14 protein-coding genes are annotated in these 17,332 nt (G+C 65.5%); 1 reads left to right on the plus strand and 13 read right to left on the minus strand.

Going from position 1 to position 17,332, the window contains the following annotated elements; all coding sequences use genetic code 11:
• Window positions 1-93 precede the first annotated feature (93 nt).
• The 13 genes from ACI3K3_RS11070 to ACI3K3_RS11130 form a co-directional block, all read right to left on the minus strand.
• The gene (locus ACI3K3_RS11070) at window positions 94-1,068 is read right to left on the minus strand and encodes a FecR family protein (protein ID WP_404913663.1); all 975 of its coding nucleotides are present in this window, start codon (window positions 1,066-1,068) and stop codon (window positions 94-96) included.
• A gap of 99 nt (window positions 1,069-1,167) precedes the next feature.
• On the minus strand, window positions 1,168-1,677 hold the full coding sequence (locus tag ACI3K3_RS11075) for an RNA polymerase sigma factor (RefSeq protein ID WP_404913665.1): 510 nt from the start codon (window positions 1,675-1,677) through the stop codon (window positions 1,168-1,170).
• Window positions 1,674-2,366, minus strand: a complete 693-nt coding sequence (locus ACI3K3_RS11080) for an energy transducer TonB (protein ID WP_404913667.1) — start codon at window positions 2,364-2,366, stop codon at window positions 1,674-1,676. The genes ACI3K3_RS11075 and ACI3K3_RS11080 overlap by 4 nt, the downstream gene beginning before the upstream one ends.
• A gap of 106 nt (window positions 2,367-2,472) precedes the next feature.
• Window positions 2,473-3,099, minus strand: coding sequence for a pyridoxamine 5'-phosphate oxidase family protein (locus ACI3K3_RS11085; RefSeq protein ID WP_404913669.1), 627 nt, complete (start codon window positions 3,097-3,099; stop codon window positions 2,473-2,475).
• Between the two features lie 37 nt (window positions 3,100-3,136).
• Window positions 3,137-4,114 carry an alpha/beta fold hydrolase gene (locus ACI3K3_RS11090; RefSeq protein WP_404913671.1) on the minus strand — a complete coding sequence of 326 codons (978 nt, stop codon included), beginning with the start codon at window positions 4,112-4,114 and terminating at the stop codon, window positions 3,137-3,139.
• 128 nt (window positions 4,115-4,242) lie between these two features.
• Window positions 4,243-5,121: a LysR family transcriptional regulator gene (locus tag ACI3K3_RS11095; protein ID WP_404913673.1), complete on the minus strand. Its 879-nt coding sequence runs from the start codon at window positions 5,119-5,121 to the stop codon at window positions 4,243-4,245.
• Between the two features lie 135 nt (window positions 5,122-5,256).
• A complete protein-coding gene (locus ACI3K3_RS11100; RefSeq protein ID WP_404913675.1) occupies window positions 5,257-5,733 on the minus strand; it encodes a DUF3237 domain-containing protein in 477 nt (158 codons plus the stop codon).
• Window positions 5,730-7,649: a sulfatase-like hydrolase/transferase gene (locus ACI3K3_RS11105; RefSeq protein ID WP_404913677.1), complete on the minus strand. Its 1,920-nt coding sequence runs from the start codon at window positions 7,647-7,649 to the stop codon at window positions 5,730-5,732. The genes ACI3K3_RS11100 and ACI3K3_RS11105 overlap by 4 nt, the downstream gene beginning before the upstream one ends.
• Window positions 7,646-9,343: a sulfatase gene (locus ACI3K3_RS11110; RefSeq protein ID WP_404913679.1), complete on the minus strand. Its 1,698-nt coding sequence runs from the start codon at window positions 9,341-9,343 to the stop codon at window positions 7,646-7,648. The genes ACI3K3_RS11105 and ACI3K3_RS11110 overlap by 4 nt, the downstream gene beginning before the upstream one ends.
• Window positions 9,344-9,355: 12 nt before the next feature.
• The gene (locus ACI3K3_RS11115; RefSeq protein WP_404913681.1) at window positions 9,356-10,840 is read right to left on the minus strand and encodes a sulfatase; all 1,485 of its coding nucleotides are present in this window, start codon (window positions 10,838-10,840) and stop codon (window positions 9,356-9,358) included.
• Window positions 10,840-12,261, minus strand: coding sequence for a sulfatase-like hydrolase/transferase (locus ACI3K3_RS11120; RefSeq protein ID WP_404913683.1), 1,422 nt, complete (start codon window positions 12,259-12,261; stop codon window positions 10,840-10,842). The genes ACI3K3_RS11115 and ACI3K3_RS11120 overlap by 1 nt, the downstream gene beginning before the upstream one ends.
• Window positions 12,261-14,033 carry an arylsulfatase gene (locus ACI3K3_RS11125; protein WP_404913685.1) on the minus strand — a complete coding sequence of 591 codons (1,773 nt, stop codon included), beginning with the start codon at window positions 14,031-14,033 and terminating at the stop codon, window positions 12,261-12,263. The genes ACI3K3_RS11120 and ACI3K3_RS11125 overlap by 1 nt, the downstream gene beginning before the upstream one ends.
• 64 nt (window positions 14,034-14,097) lie before the next feature.
• Window positions 14,098-15,360, minus strand: a complete 1,263-nt coding sequence (locus ACI3K3_RS11130) for a spinster family MFS transporter (protein ID WP_404913686.1) — start codon at window positions 15,358-15,360, stop codon at window positions 14,098-14,100.
• Window positions 15,361-15,774: 414 nt separating this feature from the next.
• On the opposite strand from ACI3K3_RS11130, the gene ACI3K3_RS11135 reads away from it, so the two are divergent.
• A partial coding sequence (locus tag ACI3K3_RS11135) for a TonB-dependent receptor (RefSeq protein WP_404913688.1) occupies window positions 15,775-17,332 on the plus strand: 1,558 nt, incomplete at its 3' end.

Below are 17,332 nucleotides of genomic sequence, written 5' to 3' on the forward strand. Positions count from 1 at the left end.
GCACTCTCAGTAGGTAGGTCGGAGCGAGGCGGCGTTTGGAGCCTATCCGCTGAAAAAATTTTCGAGTGCGGCGTTAGGCCCTGAACCTGATGCTTAGCGGCTGAGCACGATAAGCCTGTCCGAGATGCGCATGGACCTGAGGCCGAGCGACTTCTCCAGGGCGTCCAGCGCATCGAGCGGGCGATCGAGGTTGTAGACCCCGTTCACCCGCAGATTTGCCGCATCGCCGCGCACCGTCCAATAACCATGGCGCTCGCGCGCGATGGTCGCCACAACTTCACCGAGCGGGCGATCGAACACGATCAGCTTGCCGCGCGTCCATGCAGTCGCGGCCTGGACATCCGTGCGGGTCGGACGCTCCACGCGCTCGGCGGTGAACGATGTGCTCTCGCCTTCGTGCACGATGGCTCTTGCGCCAGCGGAAGTCCGGATGGCGACACTGTGCTGGAGGACCGCGACTTCGGGGCGATCTCCGCGTTCCTGCACCGAGAATACGGTGCCAAGCGCGGTCACGCTGCCTTCCCGGGTCTCGACAAGGAAGGGATGGCGGCGGTCCGGCGCCACCTGGAACTGCGCCGCACCGGCCAGCAGCCTGACGGTTCGCTGCGTGTCGGACCGGTCGAAGGCGAGGGCCGTGCCCCCATCCATCCTGACCACGGAACCATCCGCGAGGGTGATAGTGCGTCGTTCACCGATGCCGGTGGAATAGTCCGCGCGCAGCCGCATGGGCCAGTCTTCGGCATAGCCGACGACGATCAGCGCAAGGCTCGCGGCGATAGCGGGAAGGGCGATCCTTCGCCGGATTGGGGCCGAGGCGGCACGCCAACGGTGGCGCCCGCCCCGCTGCTCCGGTTGCTCGATGCGCACGGGCAAGGATGCCATCCGGCGATAGCGCTGCCACACCGCGTGCTGCCGGTCGAATTCGCGGCGATGTTCGGGAACGGCGAGCCAGGCGGCGAAAGCAGCCTGGTCGGCCTCGTCCAGCGGTTCGCCGTCCTGGCGAACGATCCAGTCCGCAGCCTGATCTTCGGCCGTTTCAAGCCGGGCGTCTTCGTCTTCAACCGACATCGCTCACCTCACGCGTCGCTTTAGGCAAGGCCGCCGCGATGAGCCGCCTCACAAGGATAGTCGGAGTTCGAGCCGGATCGGCACCCTGTCGCTCCATCTTTATGTTTCCCGCCCCTGATCGTCCAAGATCCTGGCGCAGAGCACGAGGGCATGGCGCAGCTGCTTTTCCACCTGCTTGACATGGATGCCGAGCCGTTCCGCGATTTCGGTCTTTTCGAGCAGTTCGACATGCCGCATGGCGAAGACCTCGCGGCAGCGCGGCGGCAGCGAGGCCATCGCACCGTGGAGCCGTTCAAGCTCGTCCCGGCCGGCCGCGTGGGCTTCGGGTGACGGGGCATCGTCCGCGACATGTTCGGTCTGGTCCGCATCCACCAGCCAGCGCGACCAGCGCTGCTGCTGACGCATGGCCTCGGCGCTGAGGTTGCGGGCAATGCCGTGAACGAAGGCCTGAACATCGACCACACGCCCCGCCTCGATCGCGGGAATGGCGCGTACGAATGCCTCCTGTACGATGTCCGCCGGCTCCACGGGCGGGCGGACACGGCGGCGCACGCTGGCCAGCAGCCCCGCGCGATGCTGGGCGAGCAGGGACAGCGCCCGGACCGTCATCGCGCCGCCATCTGCGGGCCGGGCTGGACGATCAGGAACTGGAGGGGCATCGCCACGGCCAGCTCGTCAGGCAGTTCCGGCGGGATCTGCGGAAAAGGCGCCGCGCGACGGACCTGCTTGATGGCCGCGCGATCGAGCAACGCGCGGCCGGTGGAGCGCTCCATCGCCGCGTCCAGCAGGTTGCCCCCGCGATCTATCCGAAACAGCACCGCGCCATCGCCCTGATAGTGCTTGAGAAGCGCCGCTTCGGGATAGTGTCGCTGCGCTGCAAGCCGCTCGAACAGTTCGCGTCGGTAATCCTGCACGGCGTCGCTTGCAGTGTTTCCTTCAGGCGGAGGGCCGGAGGCCTCGGCCGGCAAGCCGGGCACATCCGTAGGCATGATCGGGGCAGCGAGTTCTGCCCGGCTTCCGGCACTTTGGGCAGGCTTCACCTTCGCTATGGCAGGCGATGGCGCGGCTTCCAGCTCATGCTCCGGCTCATCTGGACTTTCAGGTGGCGGGGGAACGAGGACGACCTGCTCGGTAGAAGACGAAGGGCGTTTCGGGGCGGCAGAGAACTGGCCGTAAGCGACGAGGACCAGGGCGAGGATATGGACCAACACGGTCACGACGAGCGAGATCAGGCGCGGAGTGCCGCGATGCAGGCGCCCTTCTGCCGATCCCATGTTCGTCTGAGCGAATCCCACCATGGCACCGCCCATAGCCATTATTGCGAGTTAATCGCAACAATCTAATGCGTGCAGGCTCGCAATCCGATCGCCCATCACCCGATGGTTTTCTCGCATCTCATGGCGTTCATCGGTTCGCACGCTCCAGCCGATCGCGCAGGGCTGCATTTTCGGCTTCCAGTTCGGCCATACGCTCATGGAGGGGGCCAAGCGTCCTTTCGATTTCCCGCTCGGTGAAGCGCGGCGTGATGTGTTGCGGGCAATTCCAGTCGAAAGCTTTCAGCCTTAGCCGGAAGATCCGTTCGGGGCGGGCCTTGTAGCCTGTGTCCAGAACGCGTTCGGTCAGCGCCGGGTCCGCGTCCAGCGACAGCTTCTCGACCTGGGCATAGATCTTGAGCCGCATGCGCCGGGGGTAGTCCATCAGGATCAGGCAGGCCCGGTCGTTGGCGGCGAGATTGCCGGTGCTGATGTACTGGCGGTTGCCGCGATAGTCGGCGAAGGCAAGCGTCTGCTCGTCCACCACCTTGAGGAACCCCGCCGGGCCGCCGCGATGCTGGACATAGGGCCAGCCGTCTTCCGATACCGATCCCATGTAGAAGCTGTCGCGAGCGGCAATGAAGGCGGCCTCGTTCCTGGAGAAGCGGTCGAATTCACGATCACCCTCGAAGTGAGCCCATTGCCGGTCCGCGCCCATTTCCGCCCGGGCCGCGCGGACGCTGGGGGTCATGGCGATATCGAGAAATCCGTAAGACATGATGTATCTCCGATATGGGGTGCCGTCGGTCAGCGAGTCAGCGGGGCGCCACCTTGCGATCGAGGAAATCGCGGATAAGCGGACCCATTTCGTCCAGCTTGTCTTCCAGGGCGAAATGCCCGGTGTCGAAAAGGTGGAGTTCCGCCTCGGGCAGATCGCGCAGGTAGGGGTGGGCGCCGGGCTCGGGAAAGATCTTGTCGTTCTTGCCCCAGACGATCAGAGTCGGCGGCTTGCGCTCGCGGAAGAACTGCTGGAATTGCGGATAGAGCGGCACATTGGTGCGATAGTCATAGAACAGGTCCAGCTGGATATCCTTGTTGCCCGGCCTGTCGAGCAGGGCCTGGTCGTGGACCCAGTTGTCCGGGCTGATGCGCGAGGTATCGCTGACGCCGTCGGTATATTGGAATATGGTCGCCTTCTGCGTCACCAGCCACGCCTGTGCCTCGCGGTCCTTCGCCGATCCGCTCTTCCAATAGGCCTTGATCGGATCCCAGAACGCACCGAGCCCTTCGTCATAGGCATTGCCATTCTGGACGATGAGCCCGCTCACCCGCTTGGGATGCTTGATCGCCAGCCGGTATCCGACCGGTGCGCCGTAATCCATCACGTACATGGCATAGCGCTGCGCGCCGCGCTTCCCCATCAGCGCATCCACCATATCGGCATAGTGTCCGAAGCTGTAGGCGAACTGCTTGTGATCGGGCGCATCGCTCTGGCCGAAGCCCGGGTAATCCGGGGCGATCACGTGGTAGCGATCGGCCAGCAGCGGGATCAGATTGCGGAACATGTGCGAACTGGTCGGGAAACCGTGGAGCAGCAGCACGACCGGGCCATCGGCCGGGCCGGCTTCGCGGTAAGCCATCTTCACGCCGTCGATCGTCGCCGTGCGGTAATGGACGGTTGCCGGTGCGGTGCTCGTCGCCGCGATGTCCTGCGAGGGGGAAGCCATCGCGCTTGCCGGCGCGGCGATCGCCGCAGTCGCCAGCATCAGGGAGAGGATCAGTCGCTTGGTCATGTCTTCCACCGTGTTCAGTGCCGCTGCGCGATCTGCGTCAGCTTCTGATGGAAGATATAATTACTATTACAGAATGCGTTAATTTACTCATTATGCAAGTCATTATTCCTTATTATGGAATAATTCGCTTATTGCAGCAAAGCGCTATTCCGCAGCCGCTCCACGGCAAGATCCACGAAAGCCCGTACCTTAGCGGTGGCATGCCGCCCTTCCACATGGACGACGTGAATGGGGATCGGGCTTTCGGCGTGATCTTCGAGCACCGACACCAGTCGGCCTTCCGCCAGTGCCGGAGCGACCTGATAGGACAGCACGCGGGCAATGCCCCAGCCCTGTTCGGCCGCTGAAATGGCGGCTTCGTTCGTATTGCACAGCAGGCGCGGGTGGACGGTGACGCTCGCCCGACCATCCGGTCCGAAATGCCATTCGGGCGACACCCAGGCTCCCGTGGGCATGATGACGCGGTGTTCGGCAAGCTCGGCGGGTGTGCGGGGAATGCCGTGCTTTTCGAAATAGGACGGCGCCCCGCAGATCGTCCGGCGGACCCAACCGACCCGGGTGGCGCTCAGGCCCGATGCCGGGAGGTTGCCGATCCGGACGGCGACATCGATCCCTTCCTCGATGATGTTTACCGGGCGATCCACGAACAGGGTCTGCCCGGTTACGCTGGGAAAACTGTCGAGATATTCCAGCAGGATCGGCAGGACGTGCATTCGCCCGAACATCACCGGCCCGGTAACGGTAAGCGTTCCCGTAGGATTGCCGTGAGACCCGGCCGCGGAGGCTTCGGCTTCGGCGATATCGGCCAGAATGCGGCGGCAATCTTCGAAGTACCGCTGTCCTGCCTCGGTCAACTTGACCGAGCGCGTCGTCCGGGTGAGCAGCCTGACACCGATCTGCTCCTCCAGCGCGGTTATCGCTCTGGTGACGGCGGGAGGACTGAGGTGCATCTGCCGGGCGGCTTCCGCAAAGCTGGCGGTCTCCGCCACGCGGGCGAAGATTCTCATCGATTGCCAGCGGTCCAATCTTGCCCCCTCGGTAGCATGCAAATCCTGATGCAATGGTGCGAGGAAACTTACCGCGCAGTCAATGTCCTGGAAAATCTTGGACAGCGCCAAACCGCTGACTGGAACAAGCTCTATTCAGTCGACCCGATAGAAATCGATGACGACCTCGTCGGGATGGCGCACGCCGCGGGCGATGAACATCGTCCGCCGCAGCCAGGCATGAGGCCCATCGCGCACTTCGAAGCGCGGGGCGGTGCGGAAGTAGTAGCTGCCGGAATCGACCGGCTCGCCGCGCGCGATCCGCTCGCTCACTTCGACGTTGGCCACCCGCACGCCCGCATTGCGCACGTCGATGACCGTCCCGTCGCTCGCCTGAAGCGCATAATGGGCATCGACCAGAGTGGACCCATCGGCGCCGATCGCCTGCCAGTCGCCTCCGCCGGGCAGGACCACGCCTTCGAGATCCGGCCCGCTGACCGTGCCGCCGCTGATCGGCACGAAGCGGCGACGGCGCCCCTCGACGATGCCGTGGTCGATAGGGTCCAGCAGTTCCACCCTTGCGGAGAAGGCATAGGCGAGGGTCGGCGCGGGAGCGGCGGGGCCGGTGCTCATGGCGCGCCTCCGGCCTTGATCCGGGCCTGCATGCCCTCCCAGTCGAACACCGGCGTGGCGGGGGTGTAAGTGCCGGTCAGTTTCAGCACGAGATACTTGCCCGCACTTTTCAGATACTCGTTGGAGCCGGTCATCGCCTGCTTCGCCGCATCGAGAGCCGGGGCTGCCACCGCGCCGACATAGGTGAGGCCATTGATGGCATGGAGCCGGACCTGCCAGGGGCGATCCTCCGCGCAGAGGGCGATGAGCGCGGCCACCGCCGTCTCGCTCGCGGGGGTCTGCGGCTCGCTCATGCACGCCAGCGCTTCGCTCAAGGCGATGCGGACATGGGGCGACGTCTCCCGCGCCAGGGCAGCCAGCATCTCCGCCTCGGCCGGCGCGGCTTTCGCGCCAAGGATCAGCAGGCCCATGGCCGACCAGTAGCGCAGGACTTCCACCGGGCTCGTCAGCGAGGCGCGCAGCGAGGGCAGGCCTTCGATCCGACCCATGGCGGCGGTGCGGGCGAGCGCCATGACCGTCTTGAGCGGATAGACGGCGGGATCGCGGCTGGCCTCCCAGCCTTCGCCCGCCATCGTCTCGGGGAGGAAGCCGTTGTCGTGGATCGCCAGCATATGCGCGTCGAGCGCTTGGCTCAGCGTCTTGCGCGAGGCGCGGTGGGCAGGCTCTGCGGCGAGATTGTGCAACTCCAGCGGATCCGCCTTGAGGTCGTAGAGTTCCTCGAAGACCTTGGGCTGGAAGAAACTCGCCTGGGCTTCGGTGAGCTTGCCGTCGAGGTAGGCTTGCTCCCATTCCTGGTAGCCCTTGGCGAGCCATTCGAAGGCCTGGTGCTGGCCCAGCGGCCGGTGCGGCATGTAATTGCGGATGTAGCGCCAGCGGCCGTCGGTGACGGTGCGCTGGAAGTCGATCCGCTCGTCCATGCGGTTGCGCATGCCGAAGGCGTACTTCTGCGGCGCGGCCTTGGGCCCGAGGAAGGCCTTCCCGGTCATCTGCGCGGGCTGCGCGGCTCCGGCCAGGGCCAGCACCGTGGGCGCAAGGTCGATGAAGCTGACCGGCGAGGCGATCTCGCTGCCCGGGCGGCCGGGCATCAGGTGCTGCCACTTCTCCGGCACATAGACCACCATCTCGCAGCGCAGGCCTTCGTCATAGCAATAGCGCTTGGACCGGCCGAGGACGCCGCCATTGTCGGAATAGTGGAAGACGATGGTGTCCTCGCTCAGGCCGTCGGCCTCCAGCTCGGCAAGACGTTCGGCAAGCTGGCCGTCCATCTTTTCCATCAGGTTGTAGTAGCTGGCGAAGTCCTGGCGGATGCCGGGCGTGTCCGGCAGGAACGCCGGAACCTTGATCATGTCAGGCGTCACGCGGCCCTGCGTGGGCTTGAAGATCTTGGATTCGTGCGTGATCTCGTAATTGAACACGGCCATGAACGGCTGGCTCTTGTCTTCGCGCGACCGCCAGTGCGCGGCCTTGCCTTGTCCGTCCCAGATCGCCTGCGGGTCGACGTCGCAATTGTAGTCGGTCTTGGCGCTGTTGGTGCAGAAATAGCCGGCCGCCCGCATCAGCTCGGGATATGTCCGGAATGCCTTCGGCAGCTTGCCCACCGCGCGCATCTGGTTCGCCGGGGCGCAGCTTTCGGGATAGACCCCGGTGAGGATGCCGAAGCGGGACGGCGCGCAGACCGGGGCGTTGGAATAGACGTTGCGGAACAGCAGGCCCTTGGCCGCCAGCCCGTCGATCGTGGGCGTATGGGCCAGCTTGTCGCCATAGGCGCCGACATAAGGGTTGTTGTCCTCGCTGACGATCCACAGGATGTTGGGCCGCTGGACCGGCGCGGCGGCGCAGGCGGCGGTGCCCGTGGCCGCCAGCGTGGTGGCGCCGGCGATGGAGCCCAGGACGGCGCGGCGCGATACCACGGTCACTGGCCTGCGCTCCCGACCTGCTTCACCAGTTCGTCCTTCAGCGGCGGGGTGTAGATCAGCGGCTTGCCTTCGGCCTGTGCCTTGAGCTTGGCCGGTCCATCGGGAAGGATCGGATCGAGCCGGTCGGTCGGGTTCGGCTTGATGTACCACGATGCGGGGAAGTCCGCCGCGCGGCTGCCGTTCACGTCACGCCGCACCGCGCCGGTCGAGAGGCGCGCGCCGTAGGGGATCATGTGCTTGCCGTCCCGGTTGGCGAGCTGGTCGTAGAGCGCGATGCGCAGTTCCTGCTTCTTCGCCGCCCACTTGGGATCGTCCACCAGGTTGTGCATTTCCTCGGGATCGCTCTTGAGGTCGTAGAGTTCGTCGGTGTCATAGACGCCGTAGTACTGGATATATTTCACCCGGTGCCGCTCGATGGCGAAAGTGCCCGGCGTCATGGGGAAGTTGTATTCCCAGTAGTATTCGTAAGTGAAGTCTCCCGGCTTCCAGTCGCTTGGCGCCTGCTTGCCTGCCCAGAGGTTCCAGGCGCTCGTGCCTTCGAACTGCTGCGGGCGCTTGGCACCGGCCACATCCAGGAAAGTGGGCGCGAAGTCGAGATTGCGGATGCGGCCGGGGTTGACCTTGTTCGCGGGCACGGTGCCCGGCTCCCAAACCACCAGCGGCACGCGGATCGAGGCTTCGTAGGCGTTGCGCTTGTCGATCAGGCCATGCTCGCCGACCATGTAGCCATTGTCGGAGGTGAACACGACCAGCGTGTCCTTCTCCAGGTGGTTCTTGCGCAGATAGTCCATGATCCGGCCGAGGCTGTCGTCGATCGCGGAGAGGGTGCCGTAGTAGTACTTGAGGTATTCGGTCATCGGCACGTCGGCATTGTAGAAGAAGTCGATGCCGTGCCAGGAATTGCGCTGGTTCTGCACCCAGACCGGCTTGCCGGCATTGTTCTCCGGCGTGTTGGCGGCGCTGGCGGGCAGGGTGAACTTCGCCTTGTCGTACTGGTGGGCGTAGCGCGGCGGCGGCAGCGGGTCGGAATGGACGCCCTTGTGGCTGAGATAGAGGAAGAACGGCTTCTTCGGATCGCGCTCCTTGGTCAGCCAGTCCATCGCATAGTCGGTCAGTTCGTCGGTGATGTAGCCCTTCTGGGGCACTTCCTTGCCGTCGACGTTGAGGTCGGGCGAGGAATGGGCGGTGGTCGCCTTGGCGGGCCAGTAATTGCCCTGGCCCATGAAGCTCACCCACTTGTCGAAACCGGGGCGCGGCGCATCGGTGCTGGTGCCCATGTGCCACTTGCCGAAGAAGGCGGTGTCGTAGCCGGCCTGCTGGAGATAGCTGGGGAAATAGGTGAGCCCGGCTTCGGAACCGTCGTTGTTGTCGACGATACCGTGATTGCGCGCGGTCTGCCCGGTCAGGATCGTGGCGCGGCTGGGGCTGCAGAGCGAGGAGGTGACGACGGCGTTCGGAAAGTAGGTTCCCTCTTTCGCCATGCGGTCGATGTTCGGCGTCTTCAGCAAGCCGGGCTGAAGGAAGCCCATGCCGTCATAGCGCAAGTCGTCGACGAGGACGAAGATGATGTTGCGCGGGCGGGCTTCCTGCGTCGCGGGCGCCTTAGCCTGCACGGCAAGCGGCGGCAAGGCCAGGGCGGCGAAGCAGGCGGCACCGGCAAGCGCGCGGGCGAGGAGAGCGGTTCTGGTCTTCATCGGGGTTCCTCGTCAGTAGACCCATTCGGTCTCGCGACCGTTGACGGTGGTCTTGCGGGTGAAGTGAAGTTTCCAGCGCGGATCGGGCAGGCCCGCGCGGAAGCGCTCGATTTCGGCGGAGAGATCGGCCGCGCTTGCCGGGTCGGCGACGGAGAGGTCTTCCAGCTCGGCCGGGTCGCGGTTCAGGTCGTAGAGGTGGGAGGTTTTCCAGTCGTGCGAGACCCAAAGCTTGCGGGCGCCGCGCCGGGCGGCATAGACCGGCTCCTGCCCCCAGACCAGCAGACGGTCGGGATCGGGATGGCGGGCGGTTTCCACCAGGTCGCGTCCGTCCAGCTCGGCGGGCAGGGGGCTGCGGGGGGATGCCGCGCGGAGCACGGTGGCGGCGATGTCCACCGAGGAGACCGGACTGTCGCTGATCCCCTGCGGCTTCAGGCCTGCGGGCCAGGACAGCACGAAAGGCACGCGCACCCCGCCTTCGAGATAAGTGAACTTCCCCGAGCCCCAAGGATGGTCCGGGTTGCAGAAGCCGAAGCGGGTAGGGCAGCCGTTGTCTGAGAGAAACACGACTATGGTATTGTCGCGTAGCCCGCGCGATTCAAGACTGTCGAGAATGCGGCCGATGCCATCGTCCATCGCCGCGATCATGGCGATGTAGGTGCGGCGCACCGGATCCTTCACTTGCGGGAAGCGATCGTAATAGGCCTGTGGAACCTGCAACGGCCAATGCGGCGCGTTATAGGCGACATAAGTGAAGAAGGGGTGGTCCCGGTCCCCGGCGGAACGGTCGATGAAGTCCACGGCCCGGTCGGTGATCTGGTCGGTCAGGTAGCGGGTGAAGTCGTCGGCCGGCCTGGCCTCCGGCCCTTCGACCATGGCGTGATTGCCGGTGCGCGGGGTGATCGGGTACTTGTCCGCCTTGGTGGGCGTGGTGACGATGCCCGGTGTTTTCGGATCGATGTAGTTGGTTTCGCCCGCGATGAAGCCGAAGAATTCGTCGAAGCCGCGTTCGGTGGGATAGAACTGCCGTTCCGCGCCCTGATGCCACTTGCCGAAGGCGGCCGTGCGGTAGCCCAGCGGCTTCAGGCGCTCTGCCAGGGTCTTCTGGTCGACGGGCAGTCCCGCGCCTTCGTCGCCTTCGTCGTTGATGTTGTAAGTGAAGCCGAAGTGCTGCGGCATTCGTCCGGTCAGCAGCCCCGCGCGGCTGACCGCGCAGACCGAGGCGGTGACATAGCCGCTGGAGAAGGCCACGCCGGTCTTCGCGATCCGGTCTATGTTCGGCGTCGGCACGTCGGCGCGGCCGTACGTGGAGACATCCGCCCAGTCGAGATCGTCGGCCAGGATGACGACGACGTTGGGGCGTCCGGCGGCGGTGGGGCGCTGCGCGGCGGCGGGGCGCTGGGCCGAGGCAGTGTGCGTCGGCACGGTGTTCGTCGTGCAGCCGGACAGTCCGAGCAGGCATGTGCCCGCCAGCATTGCGGAAACGAGCGTGCGGTGCATCATTCTTCTCCTCCCGGCGTCCTGCCGCAGCCGGCCACCGTGGCGGGCCGGCCGGGATCGACGGATGGCTGCCCTTCGCACCACGGATAGCGCGTGGGATCGAGCGGGCCGTCGTGGGTATCGGCCAGAACCTTGCGTAGGGCGGCGTAATGACGCGCGGCCTCGCCCTTGCGCCGGGCGGCGGGCACTTCGGTCTCGACGCCGGAAATCGGGTCCATCGCCACGAAGCGACCGTCTCCGTAAAGCTTCCACCGGGCGTCGAAAGCGAAGCGCTCCGGCTTGAACAGCCACATCGGCGCATAGTGCATGAAGATCGCACTGCGCGCGGCGCTCGCCTTGCCTGCTATGACCGGCCACTGGCTCACGCCGTCGACCTTGCCCGCAAGAGCAGGCTGCCCGGCCATGTCGGCGAACGTGGGCAGCAGGTCGGTGAAATCGACCAGCGCCTCGCTCGCCTTGCCCTTGGGGACGCCCGGACCCCAGGCGATGAAGGGAACGTGGGTGCCGTTGATCGTGGTCGCCCCCTTGCCGCCGCGAACCGCATGACCATCGCGCAGGGACGTGATCTGGCGGTTGGTGCCGTTGTCTCCGGTGAAGATGACGATAGTGTTCCGGTCCAGCCCCTCCGCCTTGAGGCGCGCCATCAGGTCTCCCACCAGCCGGTCCATGTAGGACACCATGCCGTTGAAACGGCTGGCAGCCCCTTCGGCGGTCATCGAATCCGGGGTCTGCACCCAGGGATTGTGGACCAGGACCATCGGGTAATAGAGGAAGAACGGCTTGTCCTTGTGGCGCGAGATGAAGTCCAGCGCCTTCCTGCTGTCGAAATCGGGGCCGAAGCCTTCCTCGCTGATCTTCGGCGAGCCGTTGGCGGCGCGGGTCGGCCCCCAGTAGCGCGAGCCCTTGGGTGTCAGCGCCTGGAGCTGCCACAAGTAGCTCTCGTCGAACCCGGCGGCCTCGGGCGTGATGCCGGTGCGGCCGTCGAAGCCGTTGCCCATGAGCTGCCATTTGCCGACGATGCCGGTGACGTAGCCCGCTTCCTTCATGACATTGCCGAACGTGCGCTGGCCGGGGGCGAGGTAGCCGAAGGCCTCGTAATTGCGCCAGTTCTCCTGCCCGGTCATCAGCCGCACGCGCGAGGGCGAGCAGAGCGGCATGGCGTGGGCATTGTCGAAACGGGTGCCTTCGGCGGCGAGCCGGTCGACATGGGGCGTGTGGTATTCGCCGCCATAGGCATTGACGCCTTCCACGCCGAAGTCGTCGGCCAGGATCAGGATGATGTTGGGCGGGCCGGACGTGCGCGCAGCAGGGGCGGGAGCGCTGGCAGGGGCCGTAGCCGGAACGGCGGCGAGAGCGGGCGGAATGCCGCCGATCATGGTGCTCAGGGCGAGCGCTGCGAGTGCCGGGGCAAACCGCGACATCACTTCGGTTCCTCCCCGACTGGCGCGGTCGTGCGGTCGCCGCTGCCGTCGAACATCTCGCGGTAGCGGAACGGCTTGGGCGCTTCGGCCAGCGGCGGATCGGAATATTTGCGCGCCTCCGACCACCAGAGCGCCTGGAGTTCCTTGAGCTTGGCGGGCATCGCGGCGGCAAGGTCGTGGTTCTCGGCCGGGTCCGCCTCGGTATCGTAGAGTTGCCAGACGTCCTTGGCGAAATCGCCGTCGCGCGGGTGGACCGCAAGGGCCCGCCACTTGCCCTGGGTGATGGCCCGGTTGCCGCGCAGTTCGAAATACTGGACGGTGCGGGCGGCAGGCGCGGATGCATTGGCGATCGTGGGCAGGATCGATTTGCCCGCCACCGCGATTTCCGTGCTCCCCGCCACCGCCTTGGGGAAGGCGGTGCCGGCTGCGGCGGCCAGGGTGGGGGCGATGTCCACTGCGTCTACGTACTGGCTGCGAACCTGCCCGCCGTCGCGGATGCGGCCGGGCCAGCTCACCACCATCGGCGTGCGCACGCCGCCGAGCTGCGGCCAGATCTTGTAGCGCTTGTAGGGGGTAGCGCCGAGATAGGCCCAGGGGCGCTGGTATTCGCTCTGCGTCTTGTCCGTGCCGAGTTCATCGAGGCGCGCCAGCATCTGTTCGGGGGTAAGGGTATTGGGCCGGTACATCCGGTCGAAAGAACCCTTCTGTCCGGCTTCCGAAGCCGCGCCATTGTCCGAGACCAGGATTATGAGCGTGTTGTCGAACTGCCCGGTGTCCTTGAGGTGCTGGACCAGTCGCCCGATCTGCTCGTCGGTATGGGTAATGAAACCGGCATAAGTGGCCATGAAGCGGGCGAAGACGGTCTTTTCGGCAGGCGTCAGGTCCGCCCAGGCGCGGTCGCCGTCGGCGCGGGGGGACAGTTTCGCCTGGGGCGGCATGATGCCCATCAGCTTCTGGCGCGCGAGACGGTCGTGCCGCAGGGCGTCCCAGCCCTTTTCATAGATGCCGGCATAAGCGTCGATATAGGCCTTGGGTACCTGGATCGGTGCGTGCGCGGCGCCGAAGGCGAGGTAGACGAACTGCGGCTGCGCCGGGCTGGCGGAGAGCGCCTTGATCGCATGGTCGGTGATGTCGACCGAGAAGTGGTAGCCGGGACGGTCGGGCTTGGGGAGCGTGCGGTTCCCCTCGATCAGGTCCGGGTGGTACTGGTCGGACCAGCCCAGGAAGAAGCCGTAGAAATCGTCGAAGCCGCGCTGGAGCGGCCAGGAGCCGTTATGTCCGGGCGAGCCGTCCTCGTCCTCGGGGGCGAGGTGCCACTTGCCGTAGCCATGGGTGGCGTAGCCGGCGCGGCGGAGCACTTGGGCAATGGTGCTGGCGTTCTGCGGCAGCTCGCCCCGGTCGCGCGTCATGTCGGCGGGGTTCAGGACTTTGGCGGGCAGGTCGGCCATGCGCACGGTCTGCGGGTTGCGCCCGGTCAGCAGCGAAGCGCGGGTGGGGGAGCAGACCGCCTTGGTGTCGAAATGGTTGTAGCGCAGCCCGCCTGCCGCGAGCGCATCGATGTTGGGCGTGCGGATTTCCGAGCCGAAGGCGCCGATGTCCGAGAAGCCGGTATCGTCCAGCACGATCAACACGATATTGGGCCGGGTCTGGGCCGGAGGGACTGCGGTTTCGGGTGCCGGTGCCTTTGCAAGACCCGGCTGCGAGGCGAGCGATCCGGCGACGATCAGGGCGGCGGTGCAGGCCAGGCGAGTCATGCGCGTCAGCTTCGACATAGGGTTCTTTATCCTGTTGTCCCGGTGCGTTCGACCGGCCGGCGTCATATGCGTGAAAGCAGTCTCAGCTCTTGACTGAAATGGCGCGGCCGTAGCCCCTCAGGCCCAGCAGCAGCGCCGCCACGGACAGGGGCGAGGACACGGCGCAGACGATGGTGATGGCATTGGGCAAGGCGGCGGGGTCGCCGTACCAATAGTCGGTGACCAGCGCGATCGCGAAGGGCCCGCCGGCGGCGCCGATCAGGTTCACCATCAGCATGTAGCCGGCCGATATCGATGCACGCATCCGGTTCGGCGTGATCTCCTGAAGCGCGGCCAGGCCGCCGCCGAAATTGAACCCGGCCAGGAAATTCATCGCGCCGATGAGCGCCAGGGACAGCGTGGCGGTGGGCGCCTGCGGGAAGAGCGTTGTGACCGGTATCAGCGCCGTAAAGCCGAACAGGGCTACCAGCAGGTTGGCCCGCTCGAAACCACGGCGGCGCAGCGCGGCGGCCGCGAAGCCGCCGGCGAGCGTGCCGCTGACGCCGCAGATGGCCGTGATCGTGCCGTAGATGCCGCCGATCTGGGCGGTCGTCAGGTCATACTTGCGTTCGAGGAAGGCGGGGATCCAGGCGCCGGTGGCGTTGCCGACCAGGATCATCAGGGCGAAGCCGCAGCTGATGCCCAGATAGGCCTGCCAGTGGCGGGCGACGTGTGCGGCCAGTTCGGAGAAGGGCGGGCTTGCAGAAGCGGAGGAACCGCTGAGCCCCATGCGTGCGGGCTCGCGTACCAGCAGCATGGCGCCGGAGAGTACCACGCCGGGAATGCCGAGCATCAGGAAGACCAGGTGCCAGCCTTTGACCGCGCCGATCACCGGCAGCACGACCACGCTACCCGGCGGAACGACGCTTGCAAGAAAGCCGCCGAGCAGCAGGGCGGCGGCTCCGCCGACGTAGATGCCCATCTGGTAGACGCCCATGGCGGCGGCCAGGCGCTCCTTGGGGAAATAATCGGCGAGGATCGAATAGGCGGCGGGGCTGAGGCCGCCTTCACCCGCACCGACGCCGATCCGGGCGATGAACAGGGTGCCGAAACTGCGTGCCAGGCCGCAGAGGGCAGTGGCGATGCTCCAGATGAATACGGCGCCGGCAACGATGTTACGGCGGTTGGCGCGGTCTGCCAGCCGCGCGACGGGAATGCCGACGAGCACATAGAACATCGTGAAGCTGAGGCCATAGAGCAGGCTCATCGCGGTGTCGGATGCCTGCAGGTCTTCCTTGATCGGCTGGACGAGGAGGGCAAGCGCCTGTCGGTCCACGAAGGCAAGGGTGTTCGCCGCTGCCAGCATTCCGGCCGCAAACCACGCCCTTTTCGGCGAAGGCCATTGCCGGCCGTCGCTCTCGCACTGTTCCCTCAAGATCCCCTCCATTTGATGTGGCCCGCTTTTTCTGCAGCCCGTATTTAACGCTAAAACAGCAAGTGTGGCCGTGGATGTCAATCGCGTTTTTCAGGCGTCACTGCAATTGCTGTTGCGCGCATGACACGCCTGACCATTGTTCGTTCCTGCCGTCGGTTAGCAATCCAACGAAATGCGCCGTTTCCCGAGCAGCCACGTATCGGGGGTTATATTAGCGGTAAAATAAATCGTTGACAGCGTCCGGCTGGTTGGAGTTTAGCGTTACATGAATCAGGTGATTCGAACCCGGCGCGAACGTTCAGCAGGAGCGTCAAAGATGCCGGGAGCCCAAGTGGAGGGGAAAACATGTCTCTGAAGACCATTCTCGGTGCGTCTACCGTTTCCGTTACTGCGCTCGGCGCCGCGCTTGGTGCTGCGGTCATATGGGCCGCGCCGGCCATGGCGCAGGATGCCGCCGCGCCCGACGGCACCATGCCCGGCGATATTGTCGTTACCGCGCAGAAGCGCGCCGAGCGCCTCCAGGACGTGCCGCTGGCCGTCACCGCCGTGAGCGCCGACGCACTGGCCGCCCGCCAGATCAACGATACGACTTCGCTCGTCACTGCCATCCCTTCGCTCTCGTTCCAGCAGGGCGCCAATCCCACCAATACCAGCTTCCGCATTCGCGGCGTCGGCACCGCGCTGTTCGGCCAGGGTGTTGAATCCTCGGTTTCGGTGGTCGTCGATGGCGTCGTCGCGGTGCGCTCGGCCCAGGGCTTTTCGGAACTGGCCGACATCGAGCGCATCGAAGTGCTGCGAGGCCCGCAGGGCACGCTGTTCGGCAAGAACGCTTCCGCCGGCGTCATCAGCGTGACCACCGCGCGCCCTTCCGACACGTTCGAGGGCAAGGGCGAAATCACGATCGCAGAGCATAACGAATACCGCGCGCGTGGCACCGTGTCTGGCCCGATCACCGACACCCTGCGCGCCCGCGTCTCGGGCTTCTATAGCGATGTCCAGGGCGTGACCCGCAACATCGGCACCGACAAGTGGGTCAACGGCACCAAGAGCTGGGGCGTGCGCGGCAAACTGGAGTGGGAAGCCACGCCCAACCTCACCTTCCTGCTCGCCGGTGAATACAAGAAGACCGACGCGGATTGCTGCGCCTCCACGCTGATCTCCATCGTCAATCCGGTGCTGCAGCAAGTCGTCGGCCCGATCGACGCCAGCCGCAAGAACCGCACTATCAACGAAGACACCGACACTTACGCCAACAGCAAGTCGCAGACTTACTCGCTGCAGGCCGACTGGGATCTCGGCGCCGCGTCGATCACCTCGATCACGGCCTACCAGAAGTACGATCTGGAAGTGAACCAGCCGATCGATCGCATCAACGCCACTTCGCCGCTCTACTTGGGTACGGCCGCTTTCGCGCCCTATACCTTCTGGAACCAGAACCACGGCATCGTCGACCTGAGCGCCTGGTCGCAGGAACTGCGCATTGCCAATAACGGCAAGTCGGACCTGAACTACGTCGTCGGTGCGTTCTACATGCACAGCGACATCGTGCGCCCCTTCGACCGCCGCCGGGCTCGCTGCACGACCGGCATCGTCGGCCAGCCTTGCGCTCCCACCAATATCGTGTGGCAATCGGCCCAGAGTCGCATCCGGTTGAAGCAGGACAGCATCGCTGCGTTCGGCCAGGCGGACTATGGCATCGTCGGCGGGCTGCGCGCGATCGGCGGCATTCGCGTCCAATACGAGAAGGGCACCAATAGCGGCACCCGCACCGCGCCGATCGTCGCCGGAGACAACGTGTTCCCCGGCAATGCCAGCACCAGCGGCAGCTTCTCGGCCCACGACACCGCCGTTACCGGCAAGGCCGGTTTGCAGTACGAATTCAGCCGCAATGCGCAAGTCTATG

The sequence above is a fragment of the Novosphingobium sp. ZW T3_23 genome (assembly GCF_044987305.1).
Lineage (GTDB): Bacteria > Pseudomonadota > Alphaproteobacteria > Sphingomonadales > Sphingomonadaceae > Novosphingobium.

Bases quoted from the DNA above. Each gene is read 5' to 3' on its own strand.
- ACI3K3_RS11070 (WP_404913663.1), bottom strand. From the start codon at position 1,068: ATGTCGGTTGAAGACGAAGACGCCCGGCTTGAAACGGCCGAAGATCAG.
- ACI3K3_RS11075 (WP_404913665.1), bottom strand. From the start codon at position 1,677: ATGACGGTCCGGGCGCTGTCCCTGCTCGCCCAGCATCGCGCGGGGCTG.
- ACI3K3_RS11080 (WP_404913667.1), bottom strand. From the start codon at position 2,366: ATGGTGGGATTCGCTCAGACGAACATGGGATCGGCAGAAGGGCGCCTG.
- ACI3K3_RS11085 (WP_404913669.1), bottom strand. From the start codon at position 3,099: ATGTCTTACGGATTTCTCGATATCGCCATGACCCCCAGCGTCCGCGCG.
- ACI3K3_RS11090 (WP_404913671.1), bottom strand. From the start codon at position 4,114: ATGACCAAGCGACTGATCCTCTCCCTGATGCTGGCGACTGCGGCGATC.
- ACI3K3_RS11095 (WP_404913673.1), bottom strand. From the start codon at position 5,121: ATGAGAATCTTCGCCCGCGTGGCGGAGACCGCCAGCTTTGCGGAAGCC.
- ACI3K3_RS11100 (WP_404913675.1), bottom strand. From the start codon at position 5,733: ATGAGCACCGGCCCCGCCGCTCCCGCGCCGACCCTCGCCTATGCCTTC.
- ACI3K3_RS11110 (WP_404913679.1), bottom strand. From the start codon at position 9,343: ATGAAGACCAGAACCGCTCTCCTCGCCCGCGCGCTTGCCGGTGCCGCC.
- ACI3K3_RS11115 (WP_404913681.1), bottom strand. From the start codon at position 10,840: ATGCACCGCACGCTCGTTTCCGCAATGCTGGCGGGCACATGCCTGCTC.
- ACI3K3_RS11120 (WP_404913683.1), bottom strand. From the start codon at position 12,261: ATGTCGCGGTTTGCCCCGGCACTCGCAGCGCTCGCCCTGAGCACCATG.
- ACI3K3_RS11125 (WP_404913685.1), bottom strand. From the start codon at position 14,033: ATGTCGAAGCTGACGCGCATGACTCGCCTGGCCTGCACCGCCGCCCTG.
- ACI3K3_RS11130 (WP_404913686.1), bottom strand. From the start codon at position 15,360: ATGCTGGCAGCGGCGAACACCCTTGCCTTCGTGGACCGACAGGCGCTT.